This window comes from Caulobacter zeae (genome assembly GCF_002858925.1).
GTDB classification, from domain to species: Bacteria; Pseudomonadota; Alphaproteobacteria; order Caulobacterales; family Caulobacteraceae; genus Caulobacter; species Caulobacter zeae.
Genome location: NZ_PJRS01000016.1, coordinates 40,758 through 58,413, shown reverse-complemented (window position 1 = coordinate 58,413; position 17,656 = coordinate 40,758). Strand labels below are relative to the sequence as shown.

Here is a 17,656-nt window from a genome sequence, read left to right as displayed (position 1 = left end):
ACCATGACTGTCGAGATCGACGACCGCCTCGCCGCCGCCGCCTTCCGCCGCCTGGTCGAGCACCTGCGCATGCGCACCGACGCCCAGAACGTCGACCTGATGGGCCTGGCCGGCTTCTGTCGCAACTGCCTGGCCGACTGGGTCGAGGAGGCCTCGGACGGCGCGCTCGACAAGAACGCGGCCCGCGAGGCGATCTACGGCATGCCCCAGTCCGAGTGGAAGGCCCGTCACCAGGCGCCGGCCTCCCCCGAGCAGCTTGCGCGGATGGAGGCCAGCGTGGCGCTGAACAAGCAGCTGCGGAGCGAGCGCGACTAGCGCACCGCCTCGGTGCGCGGCGTCACGTTCCAGCCGCGCAGGGCGACCTTCGCGCCTTTCCCCGCCCCGGCCGGGTAGCGGATCTCCACCGTCCGCGTCTCGCCCGGCAGCAGCGAGACGTAGTTGTCCGAATAGTAGGCCGGCAGGATCCGATCTCCCTTGGCGTCGACTAACGTCAGCTTGGCGTTCAGGGCCGGCGCGGCGCCCGTATTGACCAGGGTGACGGCGACCACGGCCTCATCCTTCGCGGCCTTGCCGGACTTGGCCGACAGCGTCACGGGCTGGGCCGCCATCTGCGACAGCCGCCGCTCGCCCGCATCGTCGGCCCCGACCCAGTAGAGGTTGCGCGACAGCACAGCGCCGCTCGCGGCGGTAAGATCGAGACGGACCACGGCCGCTTCCCCGCTCTTGAAGCCAAGATCCAGCGTGCGGCCGGGCGCGACGGCGTTGGCGGCGGCCTCCACCACGTCGGTCTGGTCGGACAGCACCTTGCCCGAAAGGTCGAGCACCCGCGTCCGCAGCCGGGAGCCGGCGATCGGCGTGGTCGTGTTGTTGACCACCGCCAGCGTGTGATCGGCGAGGCTCATCTGCGCGTGGACGGGCTCGGCGGCGGCCTTGGTCCCGTAGAAAGCGCCGTGGGTGTCGTAGTCGTGGCTGAGGATCTGCCACATGGTCGAGGGCCAGGCCGGCTGGGTCATCCACAGCAGACGCCCCGACGACCTGGTCCAGAGCTCCTGGTTCATGCCCTCGAAGATCGCCCGGTGCGTCTCGTAGTTCATCAGCTGGGCCTTGCGCTCGAAGTCCTCGAGGCTGGTCGGCGCGCCCAGCTTGGCGGCCATGGCGTCGGTAAAGCTCTTGGTCGCACCGTTACCGGTGGGATGCCAGTCGTGATAGGCCCACGTGTCGCTGATCGGCCAGCGATCGGGCGCGGGCACGGCGGCCGAGAACGCCTCCAGCGTGGGGAACGACGGCGTGCCGACCTCGACCGAGAAGCCCTTGGCGTGCTCGGTGAAATAGGTCTCGGGCTCACGATAATTGTAGGGCCCGCTGTTTTGCAGGTTCACGCGGTTGGAGCTGCCGGTGTACCAGCGCGTGCCGTCAAGGTCGTGGACCAGAGCTTCGAGGCCCACGTTGAGGATCGGGTGCGGCACCCCTTCGTTGCGCCCGAACCACAGCACGATCGAGGGGTGGTTGCGGTAGCGCTTGATGACGTCGGCGGCGTTGGCCAGGAACAGCGGCACGTCCTGGGGCTCAAGCTGGTAGTCCTGGGTCGAGGCCCAGAAGTCGTTGAGCACCAAGAGGCCGTACTCGTCGGCCAGGTCGTAGAACGGTTCCTCGGTGTTCTGGCCCACCCAGTTGCGGATGGTGTTGAGGCCGGCCTCCTTGTGCAGGCGGAAATAGGGTTCCAGGCGCTCGCGCTCGATGCGCTTGCGCCAGTCGTCCGTGCCCCAGTTGCCGCCGCGCGCGGCGATCTTCACGCCGTTGACCTTCAGCACCAGGTGCGGCGCGAGGCCCGTCTCGGGCACGTCGCGCACGGCCGGCGAGTTGTCGCCCTGCGCCGTCAGCGAAGTCGCCCAGCCGTCGACCACCTTTCGGATGCCCGCGTGGCTGCCGTCGGTGACGTCCTGGCCCAGTTGTCGGGCCTTGCTGAAGTCGACCTCGACCCGCCGCAGGTGGCCGGCCGGGTTCATCACGGAAAGCTCGTAGGTCACCTGGCGGATGCCGAACCGCAGGCGCTTCTCGTCCGAGGCCTGGCCGTCGACCGAGGCGGTCAGGATCAGGTCGTGCAGGGCCTGCTCGCCATAGCCGTTGGGCCACCAGAGCCTGGGATTGGCAACGGCCAGTTGCGGAAACTCGGCCGGCGTCAGGCGCACGGTCGAGGCGCCGGGCTGGACGGCGACCGTCTTGCTGACCCGGACGCCGTCGAACGCGGCCGTCACCGTCGCCTGGACCGGACGGTCCGACAGGTTCTCGACCGGGGCCAAGATCTCGATCTCGGCCAGGCTGTTGTCGGGCTTGCCGGCCATTGGGGGAAGCGTCGTGACCACCTGCGGGTCGCCCAGGCGCGCATCGCCCGAAGCCTCCAGCACCACGTCCTGCCAGAGGCCGGTGTTGCGGTCGCGGACGCTGGGGATCCAGTCCCAGCCCTCGCTGGCGATGAAGGTCGGGCCGTCCAGGGCCATCATGCCGCCGTTCTCGCCAACGCCGGCGGTCAGCGACTCCTCGTGCGCCAGCCCTGGATGCGGCGGCGGCGAGACCCTGACGGCCAGCACGTTGCCGGTCGGCTTCAGCTTGCCCGCCACCTCGAAGCGGCCCCGCACGAAGGCGCCTTTCATGTCGCCCAGCTTCTCGCCGTTCAGCCAAACCTCGGCGGCGTAGTTCACGCCCTTGAAGGTCAGGCGCGGGCGCTTGCCGGCGACGGCGGCGGGCGCATCGAAGGTCGTGCGATACCACCAGGCCTGCTTGTTCAGGCTCTCAGGGATAGCGGTGTTGTTGAGGCCATAATCGGGGTCTGGATAGACGCCGCGATCGACCAGGGTCGTCAGCACCGTGCCAGGGACGGAGGCGGCGTACCAGCCCTTGGCGTCGAAGCCGGCAGACGAGATCGCTGCGCCCTCTCCAACGACCTTGGGAGCTTCGACCAGGCTCCAACGCTTCAGCGTCCAGGCGCCGGGACCGGCTTCGAGCAGGGCGGGGCCGGCATAGGCGGGCTTGGCGACCGGGGCGGAGATCGCATCCTTGCCCTGCGGCCGGGTCCAGGCCTCCTGCGGCGTCACCTGGCCGGCCTGCTGGCGCACCTGCACTGGCCAGGTCGGGCTGCCGGTCTCGAACACGGTCAGCGGATCGGGCTTGCGCGCCGCGAGCGCCCTGATCTCGGCCTCGGAGAGCGCGCGGGCTTCGGCGCGGAAGCCAGCCACCTGTCCGGCGAACGGTGTGAACCCGCCGGCCTTGCGCGGCCCCAGAGCGACCATGGCCGACGTCGCGGCGGCGGGCGCCGCGCCCTGCGCCACCGCCTTGCCGTCGACAAGGAGCGTGACCTTCGCGCCGTCCGAAACGGCCGCGACGAACCGCCAGTCGCCCGGCAAAGGCGCATCCCCGCCCTTGATCTCGGTTCCCGAGGTCACGACGGCGAAACCGTCGGGTCCCACTGCGAGGAAGCGCCCGCTGGCGAGATCGCCGATCCCGGCCGCCAGCGCTTGGCCTGACTGCACCTGCGAGATCCTGACCCAGCCTGACAGCGACCAGGGCGCACCGGCCGGCAAGGTCTCGCCGGCTGCGGCGCCGGCCAGGGGGCGCGACAGGCCGTCGCCGCCGGCCGGGAACTCGGCGTTGTAGGGACCCCAGACCTGGGCGGACGCCGTCAGCGGCGCCAGCAAGGCCAGGGCGCAGCCAGCGGCCAGGACGGATTTCGAGCGGGTCTTCATCCTCTTGGTTTCCTCCGTGCGCGGCTTGGTCGCCGCTTGTTGCTGATGGTCTAGGGCCGGGTGTGGAACCGGCAGTCGGGCTCTTCGCCCTGCTCCGCCCTCGGTCCGGTGGCGGTGAAAGCCAGCCGCTCGCCCGCGCCGCTCTCGGCCGGCCAGTGCGGCAGCCCGGGTGCGTTCGGCTCGCCGGTGCGCGCGAAGGCCGCCCAGTAGGCCTGCAAGGGCGGACGCCCCTTGCCGGGCCGGTCAAAGACGAAGGACAGCTCCGAACCGTGGCCCACGGACGCCTGGCCAGGCGCGGGAACCTCCAGTTCGTAGCGCCAGACCTTGCCGCCGGCCCTGCGGCGCAGGCGCGCCGTCGTCTCGGCCGGACAGCGGAACATCCGGTCGGTCGCCAGTCGCAGCACCGCGTCGCCCCGCACGGGATCAATAGCGGGCGGCGGCTCACGATCCAGGCCATAGGCCGCCAACACCTGCGGCGCGCGTTCCTTGAAGCTCTCGGCGACCCAGGCCCGCGCGCGCTGGGGTTCGCCACCGAACAGGGCCATCTCGCGGGCGCTGGAGCCGACGATCATCGGCTTCACTCCGGGATCAGCCAGCAGCGCCTCGGGCGCCTTGGGCAGCACCGCCCCGTCAACCACGGCCTGCGTCCAGATGAAGCCCTGGTCGTCGATGGGCGCCGTCAGGGTCTCGGCGGCCTTCAGCAACGCCTCGCCAGAGGTCCGTCGAAGGTCGCCCAGCGATCTGGCCCCCACGCGCCGCGCCAGATCCTCGCCGATCGCCTCGTTTTGCTTCAGCGAGCGCGGCGGAAAGCCAAAGCCCGGCATGCCGCTCTGCAGAATCCCCCGAGCGGCCAGGCCTCGCCCATCCGGCGACAACATGACCAGGCCCACGTCCTGGCCGCCGGCCGAGTGGCCGAACAGCGTGATGTTGCCCGGATCCCCGCCGAACGCCGCGATGTTGTCGCGCACCCACTGGAGGGCGGCGATGATGTCCATCAGGGCGTAGTTGCCCGACGCCCCGCCCTGCTCCTGGGTCAGCGCCGGATGCGACAGGAAACCGAACACGCCCAGCCGGTACTGCACGCTGACCTGCACCACGCCCTGATCGACCAGGCTCGACTCCACCGTGCCCGCGCCGGAGCCGGCCTGGTTGGCGCCGCCGTGGATCCAGACCATGACCGGCAACCGCGCGTCCGGCGCATGCCTGGGAGCGCGGACGTCCAGATAGAGGCAGTCCTCGCTGGAGCGCGCCGCGTCCGCCGCATTCCAGCCGCGCGAGGTCTGTCGGCAGGCGGGCCCCGACGCCTGAGCCGGCCGCTCGCCGCTCCACGCGGCCACGGCCTGAGGCGGCTTCCAGCGCGACTCGCCGACCGGCGGCCGGGCGAAGGGAACGCCGAGGAAGGCCTGGCTGCCATCGGCCCGCCTCTCGCCGACCAGCGTCCCGGCGGTCGTCGAGACGCGGACGGGATCGGCGACGGCGGCGCCCGCCAGCGCTGTCAGGACGGCGACGATGAGCAAGCGCGCCAGCCCCATGGGTTCAGCTCGCGTCAGGCCGCGACATCGCCGGCCCAATCGGCCTGGCTCCACAGGCGCGCGGCCCCGCGCACGCCCGAGGAGTCGCCCCAGCGGGCCTTGACGATGCGGCTCTCCCAGTTGTCGGTGAACACATGCGGCCCGACCAGCGCCGGCAGGCGTTCGTACAGCAGCTCGACGTTCGACATGCCACCGCCCAAGACGAAGACGTCGGGGTCGACGATGTCGGCGATCACGCCCAGCCCGCGGGCCAGGCGGTCGAGATAACGATCCAGCGCGCCCTGGGCGACCGGATCCCCCGCCGCGGCGGCCTCGACGATCGCCGCGCCGCTGAGGTCGGCGCCGCCGTGCTGGCGAAAATCACGGCGGAAGCCGGTGCCGGAGATCCAGGTCTCCAGGCAGCCATGTCGGCCGCACCAGCATTGCGGACCCGGGCTCTCCTCGGCCTTGGGCCAGGGCAGAGGTACGTGCCCCCACTCGCCGGCCACGCCGTTGGCGCCCTCGACCAGCTTGCCGTCGATCGCCAGCCCGCCGCCGCAGCCGGTGCCGATGATCACCGCGAAGGTCACTCGCGCCCCGGCGGCCGCGCCGTCGACGGCCTCCGACAGCGCCAGGCAGTTGGCGTCGTTGGCCAGGCGGATGGGTCGCTCCAGGGCGGCTTCGAGGTCTTCGCGGAACCGGCGACCGTTGAGGTAGGTGGTGTTGGCGTTGCGGATCAGGCCCGTGCGCGGCGAGACCGAGCCCGGCGCGCCCACGCCCACCGTTCCCTTGCCGCCGACGGCCTGCTCGGTGCGGTCCACCAGGTCGCGCACCACCTTCAACGCCGCCTCGTAGTCGCCGGGCGTGGCGGCGCGGAGCGTCGAAAGCACGCGCCCCTCGGGCGACAGGGCCGCCGCCTCGATCTTGGTTCCGCCGAAATCGACCCCGATCTGGATCACCCGAAACTCCCTCGCCGCACGCGTCCTTACCGGACGCCGCAACCTCCCGCGGCCAGAGGCTTACCTTGCGTCCGCCCGCCGCGCCAGAATAAAAAAAGACTTTTTATTTATTCGTACTACAAGTCAGGGCGTGACCTTCAACATGACGACGCCGTGCGGCGCCACCTGGGCCTCATGGCCGCCCTTGCGAACGCCCAGGTCCTTGCCCGCCCACAGGTCGCGGACCTTGGCCGGCAAGGTTTCGGGATAGTCCAGCATCGCCCAGTCCACCCGGATCGCCGCCGGCCCCAGCCCACGGTTCAGCAGCACGACGGCGCGACCGCCGCCTTTCAGGGGACGCGCCCAGACCTCCAGGTCGCCCTGCTTGGACACGCGCCGCGCCTGGGCGCCGAGCGGATCCTGGTCGACGGCGATGACTTCCCTGTTGGTCAGGACGGCCTTGGTGTCGACGTCCATGTGACCGATGTCGTTACCGGCGATCAGCGGCGCGGCCAGCATGGCCCACAGGCTGAAGTGGGCGCGGTACTCTTCGGTGGTCATGCCGCCGTTGCCGACCTCCAGCATGTCCGGGTCGTTCCAGTGACCGGGCCTGGCGAACGGATAGAGCTCGACCTGCTTGTCGAGGATGTTCATGACGCCCAGGCTGTAGCCCTTCACGCCTTCCCAGGCGTCGTAGATGTCGCCGGTGGTGCGCCAGAGGTTTCCGACCGACGCGCCCCAGGTCCAGGGCTTGGAATTGCCCCACTCGCAGATCGAGAAGACGATGTCCCGGCCCGAGGCCTGCAGGGCCGCCGACATGATGTAGTAGGACGACGGCGCATCCTGCGTGCCGGCCATGCACCAGTCGTATTTCAGGTAGTCGACGCCCCAGGCGGCGTACTGCCTGGCGTCCTGGTATTCGTACCCGCGGCTGCCCGGACGGCCCGCGCAGGTCTTCAGGCCGGCGTCGGAATAGATGCCGAACTTCAGGCCCTTGGAATGGATGTAGTCGCCCAGCGCCTTCATGCCGCTGGGAAAGCGCTTGGGATCGGGCTGGATGTCGCCGCGAGCATCGCGCTCACCGTGCCAGCAGTCGTCGATGACGACGTATTCGTAGCCGGCGTCCTTCATGCCCGAGCTGACCATGGCGTCGGCCATGCGCTTGATCAGGATCTCGTCGACGTTGCAGGCGAATTTGTTCCAGCTGTTCCAGCCCATCGGCGGCGTGCGGGCCAGGCCGTTGTCGGGCAGAGGCGGCGGCGGATCGTCGGCCAGGGCCGGCGCGGCGGACGCGAACAGGGACGCGGCCGCCAGGGTCGAGACGAGGCGCTTCATGGGGTCACGCTGGATGTGGGGTGAAGAGAAGGACGGTCCGCCGGTCCCTTGGCTCCCGCTTGCAGGAATCTTGGGAAAGGCGCGGGTGAACCGGCGGACCGCGAGGCGACGATGGCCTCAGTCGATCAGGCGGGGAGGAAAGCGGTTGGTTGACGCGAAAGCGCGTCGGGGCCGTGCCCGAAAGTCATGTTTGCCTCCCCAAGTCCCGCGCCGCGTCCTTGGTGGCGTGGGCGGCTGGCTTGAGACGGAGGTGACCACGGGGGCGCGCTTGCCGTCAATAGAATAAATAAATTTGTTTTTCTTTTTACCGCTACGTCAGCGGATGTAGGTGACTCCTACCCGCAGGCTGCGTGGCGCGTCGTAGCTGGTGATCCCGTCGCCGGTGCGGCCGGTGGCGACGTCTGCGTCCAGCGCATTGCGCAGATCGAGTTCCAGCCGGGTCGAGGAGTTGAGCGCATAGCGCGCCGAGAAATTGACGGTCGTGGCAGCTTCCAGCCGGCGGGTGTTGAGGTCGTCGTCGAAGCGCGCGCCCTCGTGGCGGGCGGCGAAGAACAGGTCCAGGCGCTGGCTGGCGCGCCATTCCAAGCCGGCGGAGGCGGCGACGCGCGGGGCCTGGGCCGGACGCTTGCCGGTCAGCTGCGGAGCCTGCGCGCCGCCGTCGACCTCGGCGTCGGTCGCCATCACCGCGCCGGTCAGCACGAGGCGCTCGCCGAGGCTGGCGCGGCCTTCCACTTCGATGCCGATGGCGTCGATGCGGCCGACGTTCTGGCGCTGGCGCAGCACGCCGCCGGCCGGAATGAAGCCCGCCGTCGGGAAGGTCGCCGGCCCCTGGCCGATCGTGACATTGGCCACCGGATCCTCCAGCCGGTTGAGGAACAGGGTGGCGGCGAGGCTCGCCCCCTGCCCCTCCAGTCCCGCCCCGGCCTCGACACCGTAGAGGCGCTCGGGCTTGAGGGCGGCGTTGGCCTCGGTGACGTCGTTGCCGACCCGGAACGGCCGGTGCAACTCGTTGAGGCTGGGCGGACGGAAACCCGCATAGGCCGCGGTGCGCACGAAGCCGGGGCCAAGGTCGCGGCGCAGGCCGATGCGGCCGGTGGGCGTCGTGGCCGAACGGCCGGCCGGCGTCTCGGCAAGGGTCGCCGCGCCAGTCTGGACGTCGTATTCGCGGCGACGGGCGTCGAAGGCCCGCCAGTGGTCGAGGCGCAGGTCGCCGGTGACCAGCCACGGGCCCGCGGTCCAGCTGGCGTCGGCATAGGCCCCCAGGGTCGCGGTCTGGCCGCCTGCCTCGCGCAGGCGGGTGAACTGGCCGCTCATGTAGCGGAAGCGCTCGTGGGTCTCGCCCTCGGCCGCGCGGAAGTCGGCGCCGATCTCCCATTCCAGCGGCCCGCGAACGCCGCGCAGGGCGGCGTTCAAGCCATAGCCGTAGGCCGGCGTCTCGAACTGGTCGTTGGCCGGGGTGGTGAAGGCCCGGCCCGCGCCGACGGCGACCGAGCGGTTCTGCAGGTCGCTGACCAGGGTCCAGGCCTGCAATCGCCAGCCGTTGCGCCCCTCGGCGGGAGCCTGGGCGAAGGTCAGGCTGGCTTGCGCGCCGCGCGAGCGGGAGTCCGCGCCAACGAGGCCCGAGCGACGGTTCTCGTCGTAGACGGCAAGCCGTGCGGCCATAGCCGGACCACTCGAAAGCCTCGTGTCGTAGCGCAGGGCCGCCGACCAGGCGTCGAGCGCCAGGGGCTCGTCGGCCGCGCCGCGCCCCGCGCGCACCGGCGTCCAGCCGTCGGAGCGTTCGGCCGTCACGCTGGCCAGCAGGCCGCCGCTGCCCGCGTTGACCGCCGCGCGGCGATAGCCCTGGCCGCCGCCCTCGGCGCCGGCCTCCAGCACCGGGGCGCCGCCGTCGCGGCCGGTCAGGGCGACGACGCCGGTCAGGGCGCCTGCGCCATAGGCCTGGGCTCCGGCGCCGCGGGCGATGCGGACGTCCTGGATGGTCTCGGACGGCAGGCCGCTCCAAATCACCCAGCCGCCGAACGGGTCGTTCTGCGGCACGCCGTCCAGCGTGACCAGCGCCCGCCCGGCCCCGGACGGGGCGATGGCCCGCAGCGACAGCCCCTGCGTGGTCGGATTGGCCGCCAAGCTGGAGGTGCGGCGAAAGAGCGAGACCCCCGGCGCCCGCGCCAGCTGCTCGTCGAGCCGCGTCGAGCGCGCCCAGGCCGGGTCGGCCAGGCTGGTGATGGCGAAGGCGCCCTCCCCGGCCGACGGCGGCAGGCGCGCGCCGGTGACGACGACTTCCGAGACCGGGACTTCAGGCGCGGGGGCGGTCTCGAGGGCGGCGTCGAACATCGGGGCTCCGGATGGATGAGAGTCGGCGCAGCCTATCGCCGCGCCAGCGCAAGGGAACGGCCCTCCGGTGGAAAAGGCTCGCCTGTCATCAATCCGTTTTGCAATCGTCGCATAAGCCCTCGCGCGCGGCCCGCCGCTCGCGCGCAGGTTTCCGGGGGACAAGCCGCATGACCCATCTTCGCGCCAGCGCCGCCGTCGGCGTGCTCGCCTTCCTGCTCGGCGCGGGATCGGCCCTGGCCCAGGGCGCGGCCGTCGCGCCCGTCGCCTCGACCGCCCCTACCGTCGAGGGCGGGGCCAACGGCGTGGCGCTGCTGCGCAATCCCGCCGCGCCCGAGAAGAGCCTGATCGCCGCCACCGGCGAAGGCGGCGGGCTTGAGCTCTACGGCCTGGACGGCCAGCGGGTCGGCGCGATCGCCGGCGGCGAGGTCTATGGCGTCGACGTCCGCGAGCATGAGGGCAAGCCGCTGCTGGCGCTGCTGGACCGCAAGGGCGGCCGCCTACGCCTGGCCGCCTACGATTTCGCCACCGGCCAGGCGACCGGCCTCGACGCCAAGCCGCTGACGCTGGACTACGCCGGCGAAGGCGTCTGCCTGCATCGCGGCGCCCGCGACGGCTCGCTCTACGCCTTCACCCTGGGCGTGGCCGGCCAGATGGACCAGTGGCTGCTGTTCCCCACCGCCGACGGCAAGCTGGACGGGCGCATCGTGCGCCGCCTGCACCTGTCGTCCGAGGCCAAGTACTGCGTCAGCGACGACGCCACCGGCGCGCTCTATGTCGCCCAGGAGGCGGTCGGCGTCTGGCGCTACGACGCCGATCCGGAAGCCGAGGCCGTGCCGACCCTGGTCGACGCCAACCGCCTGGGCCAGATCGCCGGCGAGGTCGCGGGCCTGGCCCTGATCGACGGCGGGCCGAGCGCCCGCTTCCTGGTGGCCGCCAACGCGACCGCCGGCGGCTACAATGTCTATGACCGCGCCCAGGACGACGCCTTCGTCGGGACCTTCCGGATCCAGGCGGGCGACCAGAACGCGGTCGAGAACCCCTCCGGCCTGTTCGCCCTGCGCAACCCCCTCGGCGAGCGCCTGCTCGCCGGCTCCCTGCTGGTCGCCGACGACCGCAAGTCGGGCGCCAACATGAAGGTCGTCTCGTGGGCCGATGTGGCCGCCGGCCTGAAGCTGGCGACCGGCGACGCGGCCGGCTCCAAGCCGGCCAAGGGCTTCGCCACGGTGCAGCCGACCATGGAAACGAGGCCCGTCGACCACGACGGCGACGCCGCCGACGATCCGGCCATCTGGGCCAACCCGGCCGATCCGGCCAAGAGCGCCATCATCGCCACCGACAAGAAGGGCGGCCTGCTGGTCTACGACCTGTCGGGCCAGCCCTTGCAGTACCTGGCCGACGGCAAGATGAACAATGTCGACCTGCGGGCCGGCTTCAAGCTGGCCGGCCGCGAGACCATCCTGGTCGCCGCCAGCGACCGCACCCACAAGTCGATCGCGCTCTACACCCTGGACCCAGCGACGCGACAGTTGACCTCGGTGGCCGACGGCGTGCAGGCCACGGGGCTTTCGGATCCGTACGGCCTTTGCATGTATCGCGGACGCAAGGGCGCCACCTACGTGTTCGTCGGCGACCCGGACGGCCTGGTGCGGCAGTGGAAGCTGGTCGCCCAAGCCAATGGCAAGGTCCGCGCCGTTCCGGTGCGCGACGTCAAGTTCGACACCCAGACCGAAGGCTGCGTCGCCGACGACGAGACCGGCGCCCTGTACGTGGCCGAGGAGGACGTCGCCCTGTGGAAGCTGGGCGCCGAGCCGACAGACCGCAAGGAACCGAAGGCGATCGACCGCGTGGCCTCCAATCCGGCCCTGAAGGACGACCTGGAAGGGATCGGTCTCTACCGGCAGGCGGGCGGCAAGGGCTATCTGGTGGTCTCCAGCCAGGGCAACAACAGCTACGCCGTCTATCGCCGCGAGGGCGACAACGCCTATGTCGGCAGCTTCTCGGTGACCGCCGACGGGGCCAAGGGCATTGACGGCATCTCCGAGACCGACGGCCTGGACGTGACCAGCGCCTCGCTGGGCGCGGGCCTGGAAGACGGCGCCTTCGTGGCCCAGGACGGCCGCAACGTCTTCCCGCCCGAGCACCAGAACTTCAAGCTCGTGCCTTGGTCGGCGATCGCCGGGGTGCTGGGGCTGAAGTAGGCGGTGAGCGTCCTTCAAGACGCTCCCCCCGAACGCGATAGCAATCGGTGGGGGGGATGATCGTCGGGCGTTGCGGCAGCTGAAAACGCCCCCTCCGTCACCTTTGGCGACACCTCCCCCAGAGGGAGAGGATCTCTAGACCGCGCCGAACAGCCTGGCCTGAAGCTTGTCCCGCATGGCGCCGAAAGCCGCCTCGCGGTCGGCGGGGGCGGCGAAGCGGAGTTTGCCGATCAGGCCGCTCATCAGGGTGGACCAGACCATGGCGTCCAAGCCGTCGGCGTCGTTGACGCCCTGGCGGCGGAGCATGCGCATGGAGGTGGCGCCGCGGGTGGCGCGCACGGCGGCGGCCAGCGGCTGCAAGGCCGGCTCGCGGGCGGCGGCCAGTTGCAGGGCGCCCAGCGCCCGCACCCGGGCCGAGAAGCCACCGGTCGGGGCCATGACGGTGGCGACGCCCGTGTCGTCGGCGCTGGCCAGGACCTCGGCCCGGACCTGCCGATGCAGCTCGACCATGGCCGCCTCGACGAGGTCGGCCTTGGTCCGGAAGAAATAGGTGGTGGCCGCCAGCGACACCCCGGCCCGGGCGGCGACGTCGCGCTGGGTCAGGCGGAAGACGCCCCGGTCGGCGATGCCGGCGATCGCAGCCTCGACGATGCGGCGGGCGGTGTCGTTGGCGTGCTCGCGCTCGGGCAGGACCTCATCGGGCGCCGGACCGGGCGGCGCGGGCTCGATCGGCGCCCCGGCCAGCCGCGCGCCCAGTCGCCGGAAGGCCGGGACCAGCCAAAGCAGGCGCTCGCCGGCGTCGGGCTCGACATGCAGCAGCGTCGCCAGGCCGACCGCGAGACCGGCCCAGCCGTCGGCTTCGTGTTCGCCGGCGCCGAGCGCCAGCGCGGTCTCGCGCCAGAAGGCGAACTCGGCCTCACCGCCCTGCCCGGCCCCGGCTTGCAGCGCGAGGTCGCCGCCGACCTCGGCCTCGATCTCGAACTCGCCCAGCAGCACGAAGCCCAGGCGGCCGGCCTCCAGCCGTTCGGCGACCAGCAGGGTCAGGCGATCGGCCAGGCTGTTCCAGCGCGGACCGCGCGAGACGCCGTCCGCCAGCGCCAGGCGCTGACGCGCCGCCTCCTCCAGGGCCAGGGCCTGGATCCGCCGCAGGAAGCCGGCGCGATCGCCGAAATGGTAGTTCACGGCCGAGGCCGCCGCGCCCGCGCGGGCGGCGGCGGTGCGCGCGCTGACGGCCCCCAATCCCTCCTCGAGGGCGAGGCGATAGCCCGCCTCGACCAGTTGGGCGGCGGAATCCAAGTCTGCGAAAGCCATGATCCGTGTGTGGCTGGACAGGCGTTCGAACGCAAGTCTGGACAAGCGTTCAAGTTGCGCACCGCCCGAAGCGAGAGCGATGCGGAACATCACTCATATTATACAATAATTTCAGCTAGATGCTGCGCAATACATCAATCCGTCGCCTAAATTTCACGACAGCTTCACACGGTACATTCGTTCAAATTGCTATCCGCCCCTCATCTTCATCGAGGGGAAGCCAACATGACCCGCGCCAGCCGGAGCGCCGCCAAGGCCTTGCTGCTCACCACCGCCGCGCTCGCCCTGCCGATCGCCGCCCACGCCGCAGACGCGGCCCAACCCGCCGCGATCGCGACCGCCGCCATGGCCAGCGGCCGGGTGATCGGCACGGACGGGGCCTATCTGGTCGCCGCCGAAGTGTCGGCGCCGAAGCTGGGCCTGCGCACCACCACCGACCGCGAAGGCCGCTTCAGCCTGGCCCTGCCGGCCGGTGCGCAGACCCTGCTGGTGCGCTATCCCGGCCTGCCCGACCGCTCGGTCGAGGCGACCGCCGGCGCTGCGCCGATCGAGGTCAGCTACGCCGACAGCGCCGAGATGGAGGCCGTGGTCGTGACCGCCGGTCCGATCCTGGGCTCGCAGGCCGCCGCGATCGCCCAGCAGCGCGCCGCCGACAACATCATGAGCGTGGTCGCCGCCGACGCCATCGGCCGCTTCCCCGACCAGTCGGCCGCCGCCGCGCTGTCGCGCATTCCCGGCGCGGCCATCGAGCGCGACCAGGGTCAGGAACGCTACGTCCAACTGCGCGGCGCGCCCGAGCGCTGGACCGTGGTGTCGATCGACGGGATGAACGTGCTGGGCGCCGAGGAGCGGGTGTTCCGCTTCGACTCCGTGCCGGCCGTCGTCATCCAGTCGATGGAGGTCAACAAGACCCTGACCCCCGACCAGCCGGCCGAGGCCCTTGCGGGCCGCATCAACATCGTCACCGCCTCTCCCTTCGATCGTCGCGGCGCGCACGTCTCGGGCGACATCGGCTATGGCGAGATGCAGCTGGGCGACGGACCCCAGCGCCAGGGCTCGATCCGCGGCTCGTGGTCGAACGACAGGTTCGGCGTCGTCGCGGCTCTGGCCCACTACCGCCGCAACCAGACCACCGACAACCGCGAGATCACCTGGAACCGCGACGGTGATTTGAACACCGTCGACGACTTCTCCTTCCGCTCCTACCGCCTGGAGCGCGAGAACAACGCCGCCCAACTGGGCCTGGAATACCGCCCCGACGACGGCGGCCGGATCTTCTTCAACAGCCTCTATTCGGAATTCATCGACCGCGAGCAGCGCAACCAGTACGACTTCCAGCTGTCGCGCGCCCGCACCCAGACGGCGGCCAATCGCGGCCCCGACAGCGGCTTCGTCGACGGCGCGGCCTATACCGGCAGCTGGCAGTACGGCCGCTATTACAGCGACACCTTCGCCAACACCCTGGGCGGCGACCACGAGTGGGCCGACACCTCGATCAAGTGGCGGCTGAACTACACCCACACCGACGCCGGCGCCTACCTGCCGCTGATCCAGCAGAACTTCGGCCGCCTGTCGCTGGTCTACAGCGGCGCGACCTCGGGCATTCCGGACCTGGACCTCTACACGACCAGCGGTTCGGGCACGACCTATACGCGGGGCACGGCGCTGGCGAACCTGCCGCAGACCGGTTCGCAGGCCGACGTGCTGATCCCGATCGTCTACAGCACCGACACCGACGCCTGGACGGGCCAGGTCGACATCGCCCGCGACTGGACCTCGCTGGGCGCCGAGGCCACCTTCAAGGCCGGCGTGAAGTACGACATGCGCAAGGCGACCGGGAACACCTTCTCGGGCGTGCCGGGCGCGACGCCCATCCTGCAGAGCCTGGCGGCCCAGACCGGCGGGACCTGGAGCGTCACCCCGCGCATCACGGGCGCCCAGTGGACCAGCGACTTCGCGCGCGGCTGGGGCGTGAACTACGTCGACAACATCGGCCTGCGCCAGGACCTGGACGCCCTGCTGGCCAAGGCGACCAGCGCCGGGCTCTACAACGCCGCGGCGGCCGTGCAACCCCAGGACCGCTTCGCCGTCGACGAGAACATCCTGTCGGCCTACGCCCAGAACAAGTGGACCCTGGGCAAGTGGGAGGTGCTGGCCGGCCTGCGCGTCGAGAGCGTCGACCTGGAAAGCCGGGGCGTGGTGGCCAGCGGCGCGAGCCTGACGCCGCTGACGGCCAAGCAGAGCTACACCGACCTGTTCCCCAGCATCCACGTCAACTATGAGGTCACCGACGACATCCAGGCCCGCTTCGCCCTGATCAGCGGCGTGGCCCGGCCCTCGTTCGGCGAGATCCGCACCAGCGTGTCGGTCAACGACGCCAGCGAGACGGTCAGCGGCGGCAATCCGGACCTGAAGCCCGAGCGCGCCTTCGGCTTCGACACGGCGCTGGAATGGTACCTGCCGGGGGCCGGCCTGCTGTCGGCCTCGGCCTTCTATCGCCGGATCGACGACGTGCTCTACGACAGCGTCGCCACCATCCGCGACGACCGCTACGACGTCGGGACGCTGGACCGCACGGGCTACACCTACTCAACCACGCTGAACGGTTCAGACGGCAAGATGGCCGGCATCGAGTTGGCCTACATGCAGCAGTGGCGGTTCCTGCCCGGCCCGCTGAGCGGCTTCGGCTTCCAGGGCAACGTGACCTTCCTGGACGGCGAATTCAAGACGCCCGAAGGGATCAAGAGCGCCTTCCCGGGCCTGTCGGACACCCTCGTCAACGCCTCGATCTTCTACGAGAAGTACGGCCTGTCGGCGCGCCTTTCGTACCAGTGGCGCAACGACTGGCTGGACGAGCCCAGCGCCGACGCCACCGACCAGACCTACTGGGCGGCCACCGAGCAGGTGGACCTGTCGCTGCGCTACCAGGTGCGCGACGGCGTCACCGTCTACTTCGACGCCAGCAACCTCACCGACGAAACGGGCATGCGCTACCAGGGCCACGCCAACCGCCCGATCGAAGCCGAGGGCGTGGGCCGCCGGTTCATGGGCGGCGTGCGGTTCAACTTCTAAAGCCAGGACATAGACAAATGCTGATCCGCAACCTGCTGACGGCCGCCTGCGCGGCGGCCGTCCTCGCCGCCCCGGCCGTCCAGGCCCGCACCGCCGCCGCCACCGTGACCAAGGCCTCGGTCGTGCTGAAGGACGGGACCTACCAGGTGGCCTGGAAGACCAGCCGCCCCGGCGCGCCGGTCGACCTCTATGTCGCCGGCTCGCCCGACGCCCCGCTGAAGGCCATGCGCAAGCTGGCCGACGACGACAAGGACGGCGCGGCTGCGGTGACCGCCGCCCAGGCCGGAGCCGCCCGCCCCTATTTCTACGTCGTCGCCGATGGCGAGAAGACCGGCCTGCGCACCGCCACCCGCGGGGTGCCGCTGCAGGGCGCGGCCAACTTCCGCGACCTGGGCGGCTATTCGGCCGCCAACGGCAAGCATGTGCGCTGGGGCCAGGTGTTCCGCTCCAACGGCCTGTCGACCCTGACCGACGCCGACTACAAGACCGTCGGCGACCTGGACGTGCGGCTGGTCTGCGACCTGCGCACCGACCAGGAGCGCAAGACCCAGCCCACCGTCTGGCGCGGCGGCAAGGCCGTGCCGGTGTTCCTGAACTCGCCCAAGGCGGGCCTGGACATGGACATGCGGGCCCTGTTCGGCAACGGCCCGCCGACGCCTGAGGCCGTCCGCGCCAACTTCATCGGCTTCTACAAGCTGATGCCGGAAGCCTATGCGGGCGAATACAAGGCGATGTTCGAGAAGCTGCTGGCTGGCGATGCGCCGATGCTGGTGCACTGCTCGGCGGGCAAGGACCGCACGGGCGTGGCCTCGGCCCTGATCCTGACCGCGCTGGGCGTGCCGCGCGCCCAGGTCATCGCCGACTACGCCATGAGCGAGACCCTGCTCGACAACGAGAGCACCCGCCGGGCCATGGCCGCCGGTGCCAAGTCGGACGATCCGAACGCGGCGATGTTCGCCAAGCTGCCGCCGGAGATCACCCGCGTGCTGATGCGCACCGAGCCGGCCTATGTTGAAGCGGCGCTGGACGCGGTGACGGCGAAGTACGGCTCGGTCGAGGCCTATCTCGACAAGGTGCTGGGCGTCGACGCCAAGGACCTGGCCAGCTTGCGGGCCCGCTATCTCGAATAGTAGTTTCATTTCGTGGGATTAATGCTCACGAAATGAATGGATAATCCTCCAGATCGCTCTATGGTCTGACCAATTCGACCAAGCTGCCTG

At 70.7% G+C, this 17,656-nt stretch carries 10 protein-coding genes; 4 read left to right on the top strand and 6 right to left on the bottom strand.

The window, feature by feature from the left end:
* The first annotated feature begins 3 nt into the window (after positions 1-3).
* A complete protein-coding gene (locus SGCZBJ_RS07965) occupies positions 4-315 on the top strand; it encodes a DUF1244 domain-containing protein (protein WP_101717488.1) in 312 nt (103 codons plus the stop codon).
* On the opposite strand, the gene SGCZBJ_RS07960 is transcribed toward SGCZBJ_RS07965, so the two are convergent.
* From SGCZBJ_RS07960 to SGCZBJ_RS07940, 5 genes are all read right to left on the bottom strand, one after another.
* The gene (locus SGCZBJ_RS07960; RefSeq protein WP_101717487.1) at positions 312-3,740 is read right to left on the bottom strand and encodes a glycosyl hydrolase 2 galactose-binding domain-containing protein; all 3,429 of its coding nucleotides are present in this window, start codon (positions 3,738-3,740) and stop codon (positions 312-314) included. The genes SGCZBJ_RS07965 and SGCZBJ_RS07960 overlap by 4 nt on opposite strands.
* 50 nt (positions 3,741-3,790) lie before the next feature.
* On the bottom strand, positions 3,791-5,272 hold the full coding sequence (locus SGCZBJ_RS07955; protein ID WP_101717486.1) for a carboxylesterase/lipase family protein: 1,482 nt from the start codon (positions 5,270-5,272) through the stop codon (positions 3,791-3,793).
* Between the two features lie 14 nt (positions 5,273-5,286).
* On the bottom strand, positions 5,287-6,210 hold the full coding sequence (locus SGCZBJ_RS07950; protein ID WP_101717485.1) for an ROK family protein: 924 nt from the start codon (positions 6,208-6,210) through the stop codon (positions 5,287-5,289).
* Between the two features lie 123 nt (positions 6,211-6,333).
* Complete coding sequence (locus tag SGCZBJ_RS07945) at positions 6,334-7,524, bottom strand: glycoside hydrolase family 27 protein (protein WP_101717484.1); 1,191 nt, start codon at positions 7,522-7,524, stop codon at positions 6,334-6,336.
* Positions 7,525-7,839: 315 nt separating this feature from the next.
* Entirely contained in the window at positions 7,840-9,855 is a 2,016-nt protein-coding gene (locus tag SGCZBJ_RS07940) for a TonB-dependent receptor (protein WP_101717483.1), read from the bottom strand.
* A 167-nt stretch (positions 9,856-10,022) separates the two neighbouring features.
* Here SGCZBJ_RS07940 and SGCZBJ_RS07935 point away from each other — a divergent pair, with 167 nt between their 5' ends.
* A complete protein-coding gene (locus tag SGCZBJ_RS07935; RefSeq protein ID WP_101717482.1) occupies positions 10,023-12,053 on the top strand; it encodes a phytase in 2,031 nt (676 codons plus the stop codon).
* 135 nt (positions 12,054-12,188) lie between these two features.
* On the opposite strand, the gene SGCZBJ_RS25250 is transcribed toward SGCZBJ_RS07935, so the two are convergent.
* Positions 12,189-13,364: a TetR/AcrR family transcriptional regulator gene (locus SGCZBJ_RS25250; RefSeq protein WP_165799271.1), complete on the bottom strand. Its 1,176-nt coding sequence runs from the start codon at positions 13,362-13,364 to the stop codon at positions 12,189-12,191.
* Positions 13,365-13,589: 225 nt separating this feature from the next.
* Here SGCZBJ_RS25250 and SGCZBJ_RS07925 point away from each other — a divergent pair, with 225 nt between their 5' ends.
* Both SGCZBJ_RS07925 and SGCZBJ_RS07920 read left to right on the top strand, forming a co-directional pair.
* Positions 13,590-16,436 (top strand): TonB-dependent receptor, encoded by a 2,847-nt coding sequence (locus SGCZBJ_RS07925; RefSeq protein ID WP_101717481.1) that lies wholly within the window; start codon positions 13,590-13,592, stop codon positions 16,434-16,436.
* Between the two features lie 17 nt (positions 16,437-16,453).
* The gene (locus tag SGCZBJ_RS07920; RefSeq protein ID WP_101717480.1) at positions 16,454-17,566 is read left to right on the top strand and encodes a tyrosine-protein phosphatase; all 1,113 of its coding nucleotides are present in this window, start codon (positions 16,454-16,456) and stop codon (positions 17,564-17,566) included.
* The last annotated feature ends 90 nt before the right edge of the window (positions 17,567-17,656 follow it).

Excerpts from the sequence above, each read along its gene's own strand:
- SGCZBJ_RS07965 (WP_101717488.1), top strand. The coding sequence starts at position 4 with ATGACTGTCGAGATCGACGACCGCCTCGCCGCCGCCGCCTTCCGCCGC.
- SGCZBJ_RS07960 (WP_101717487.1), bottom strand. The coding sequence starts at position 3,740 with ATGAAGACCCGCTCGAAATCCGTCCTGGCCGCTGGCTGCGCCCTGGCC.
- SGCZBJ_RS07955 (WP_101717486.1), bottom strand. The coding sequence starts at position 5,272 with ATGGGGCTGGCGCGCTTGCTCATCGTCGCCGTCCTGACAGCGCTGGCG.
- SGCZBJ_RS07945 (WP_101717484.1), bottom strand. The coding sequence starts at position 7,524 with ATGAAGCGCCTCGTCTCGACCCTGGCGGCCGCGTCCCTGTTCGCGTCC.
- SGCZBJ_RS07940 (WP_101717483.1), bottom strand. The coding sequence starts at position 9,855 with ATGTTCGACGCCGCCCTCGAGACCGCCCCCGCGCCTGAAGTCCCGGTC.
- SGCZBJ_RS07935 (WP_101717482.1), top strand. The coding sequence starts at position 10,023 with ATGACCCATCTTCGCGCCAGCGCCGCCGTCGGCGTGCTCGCCTTCCTG.
- SGCZBJ_RS25250 (WP_165799271.1), bottom strand. The coding sequence starts at position 13,364 with ATGGCTTTCGCAGACTTGGATTCCGCCGCCCAACTGGTCGAGGCGGGC.
- SGCZBJ_RS07925 (WP_101717481.1), top strand. The coding sequence starts at position 13,590 with ATGACCCGCGCCAGCCGGAGCGCCGCCAAGGCCTTGCTGCTCACCACC.
- SGCZBJ_RS07920 (WP_101717480.1), top strand. The coding sequence starts at position 16,454 with ATGCTGATCCGCAACCTGCTGACGGCCGCCTGCGCGGCGGCCGTCCTC.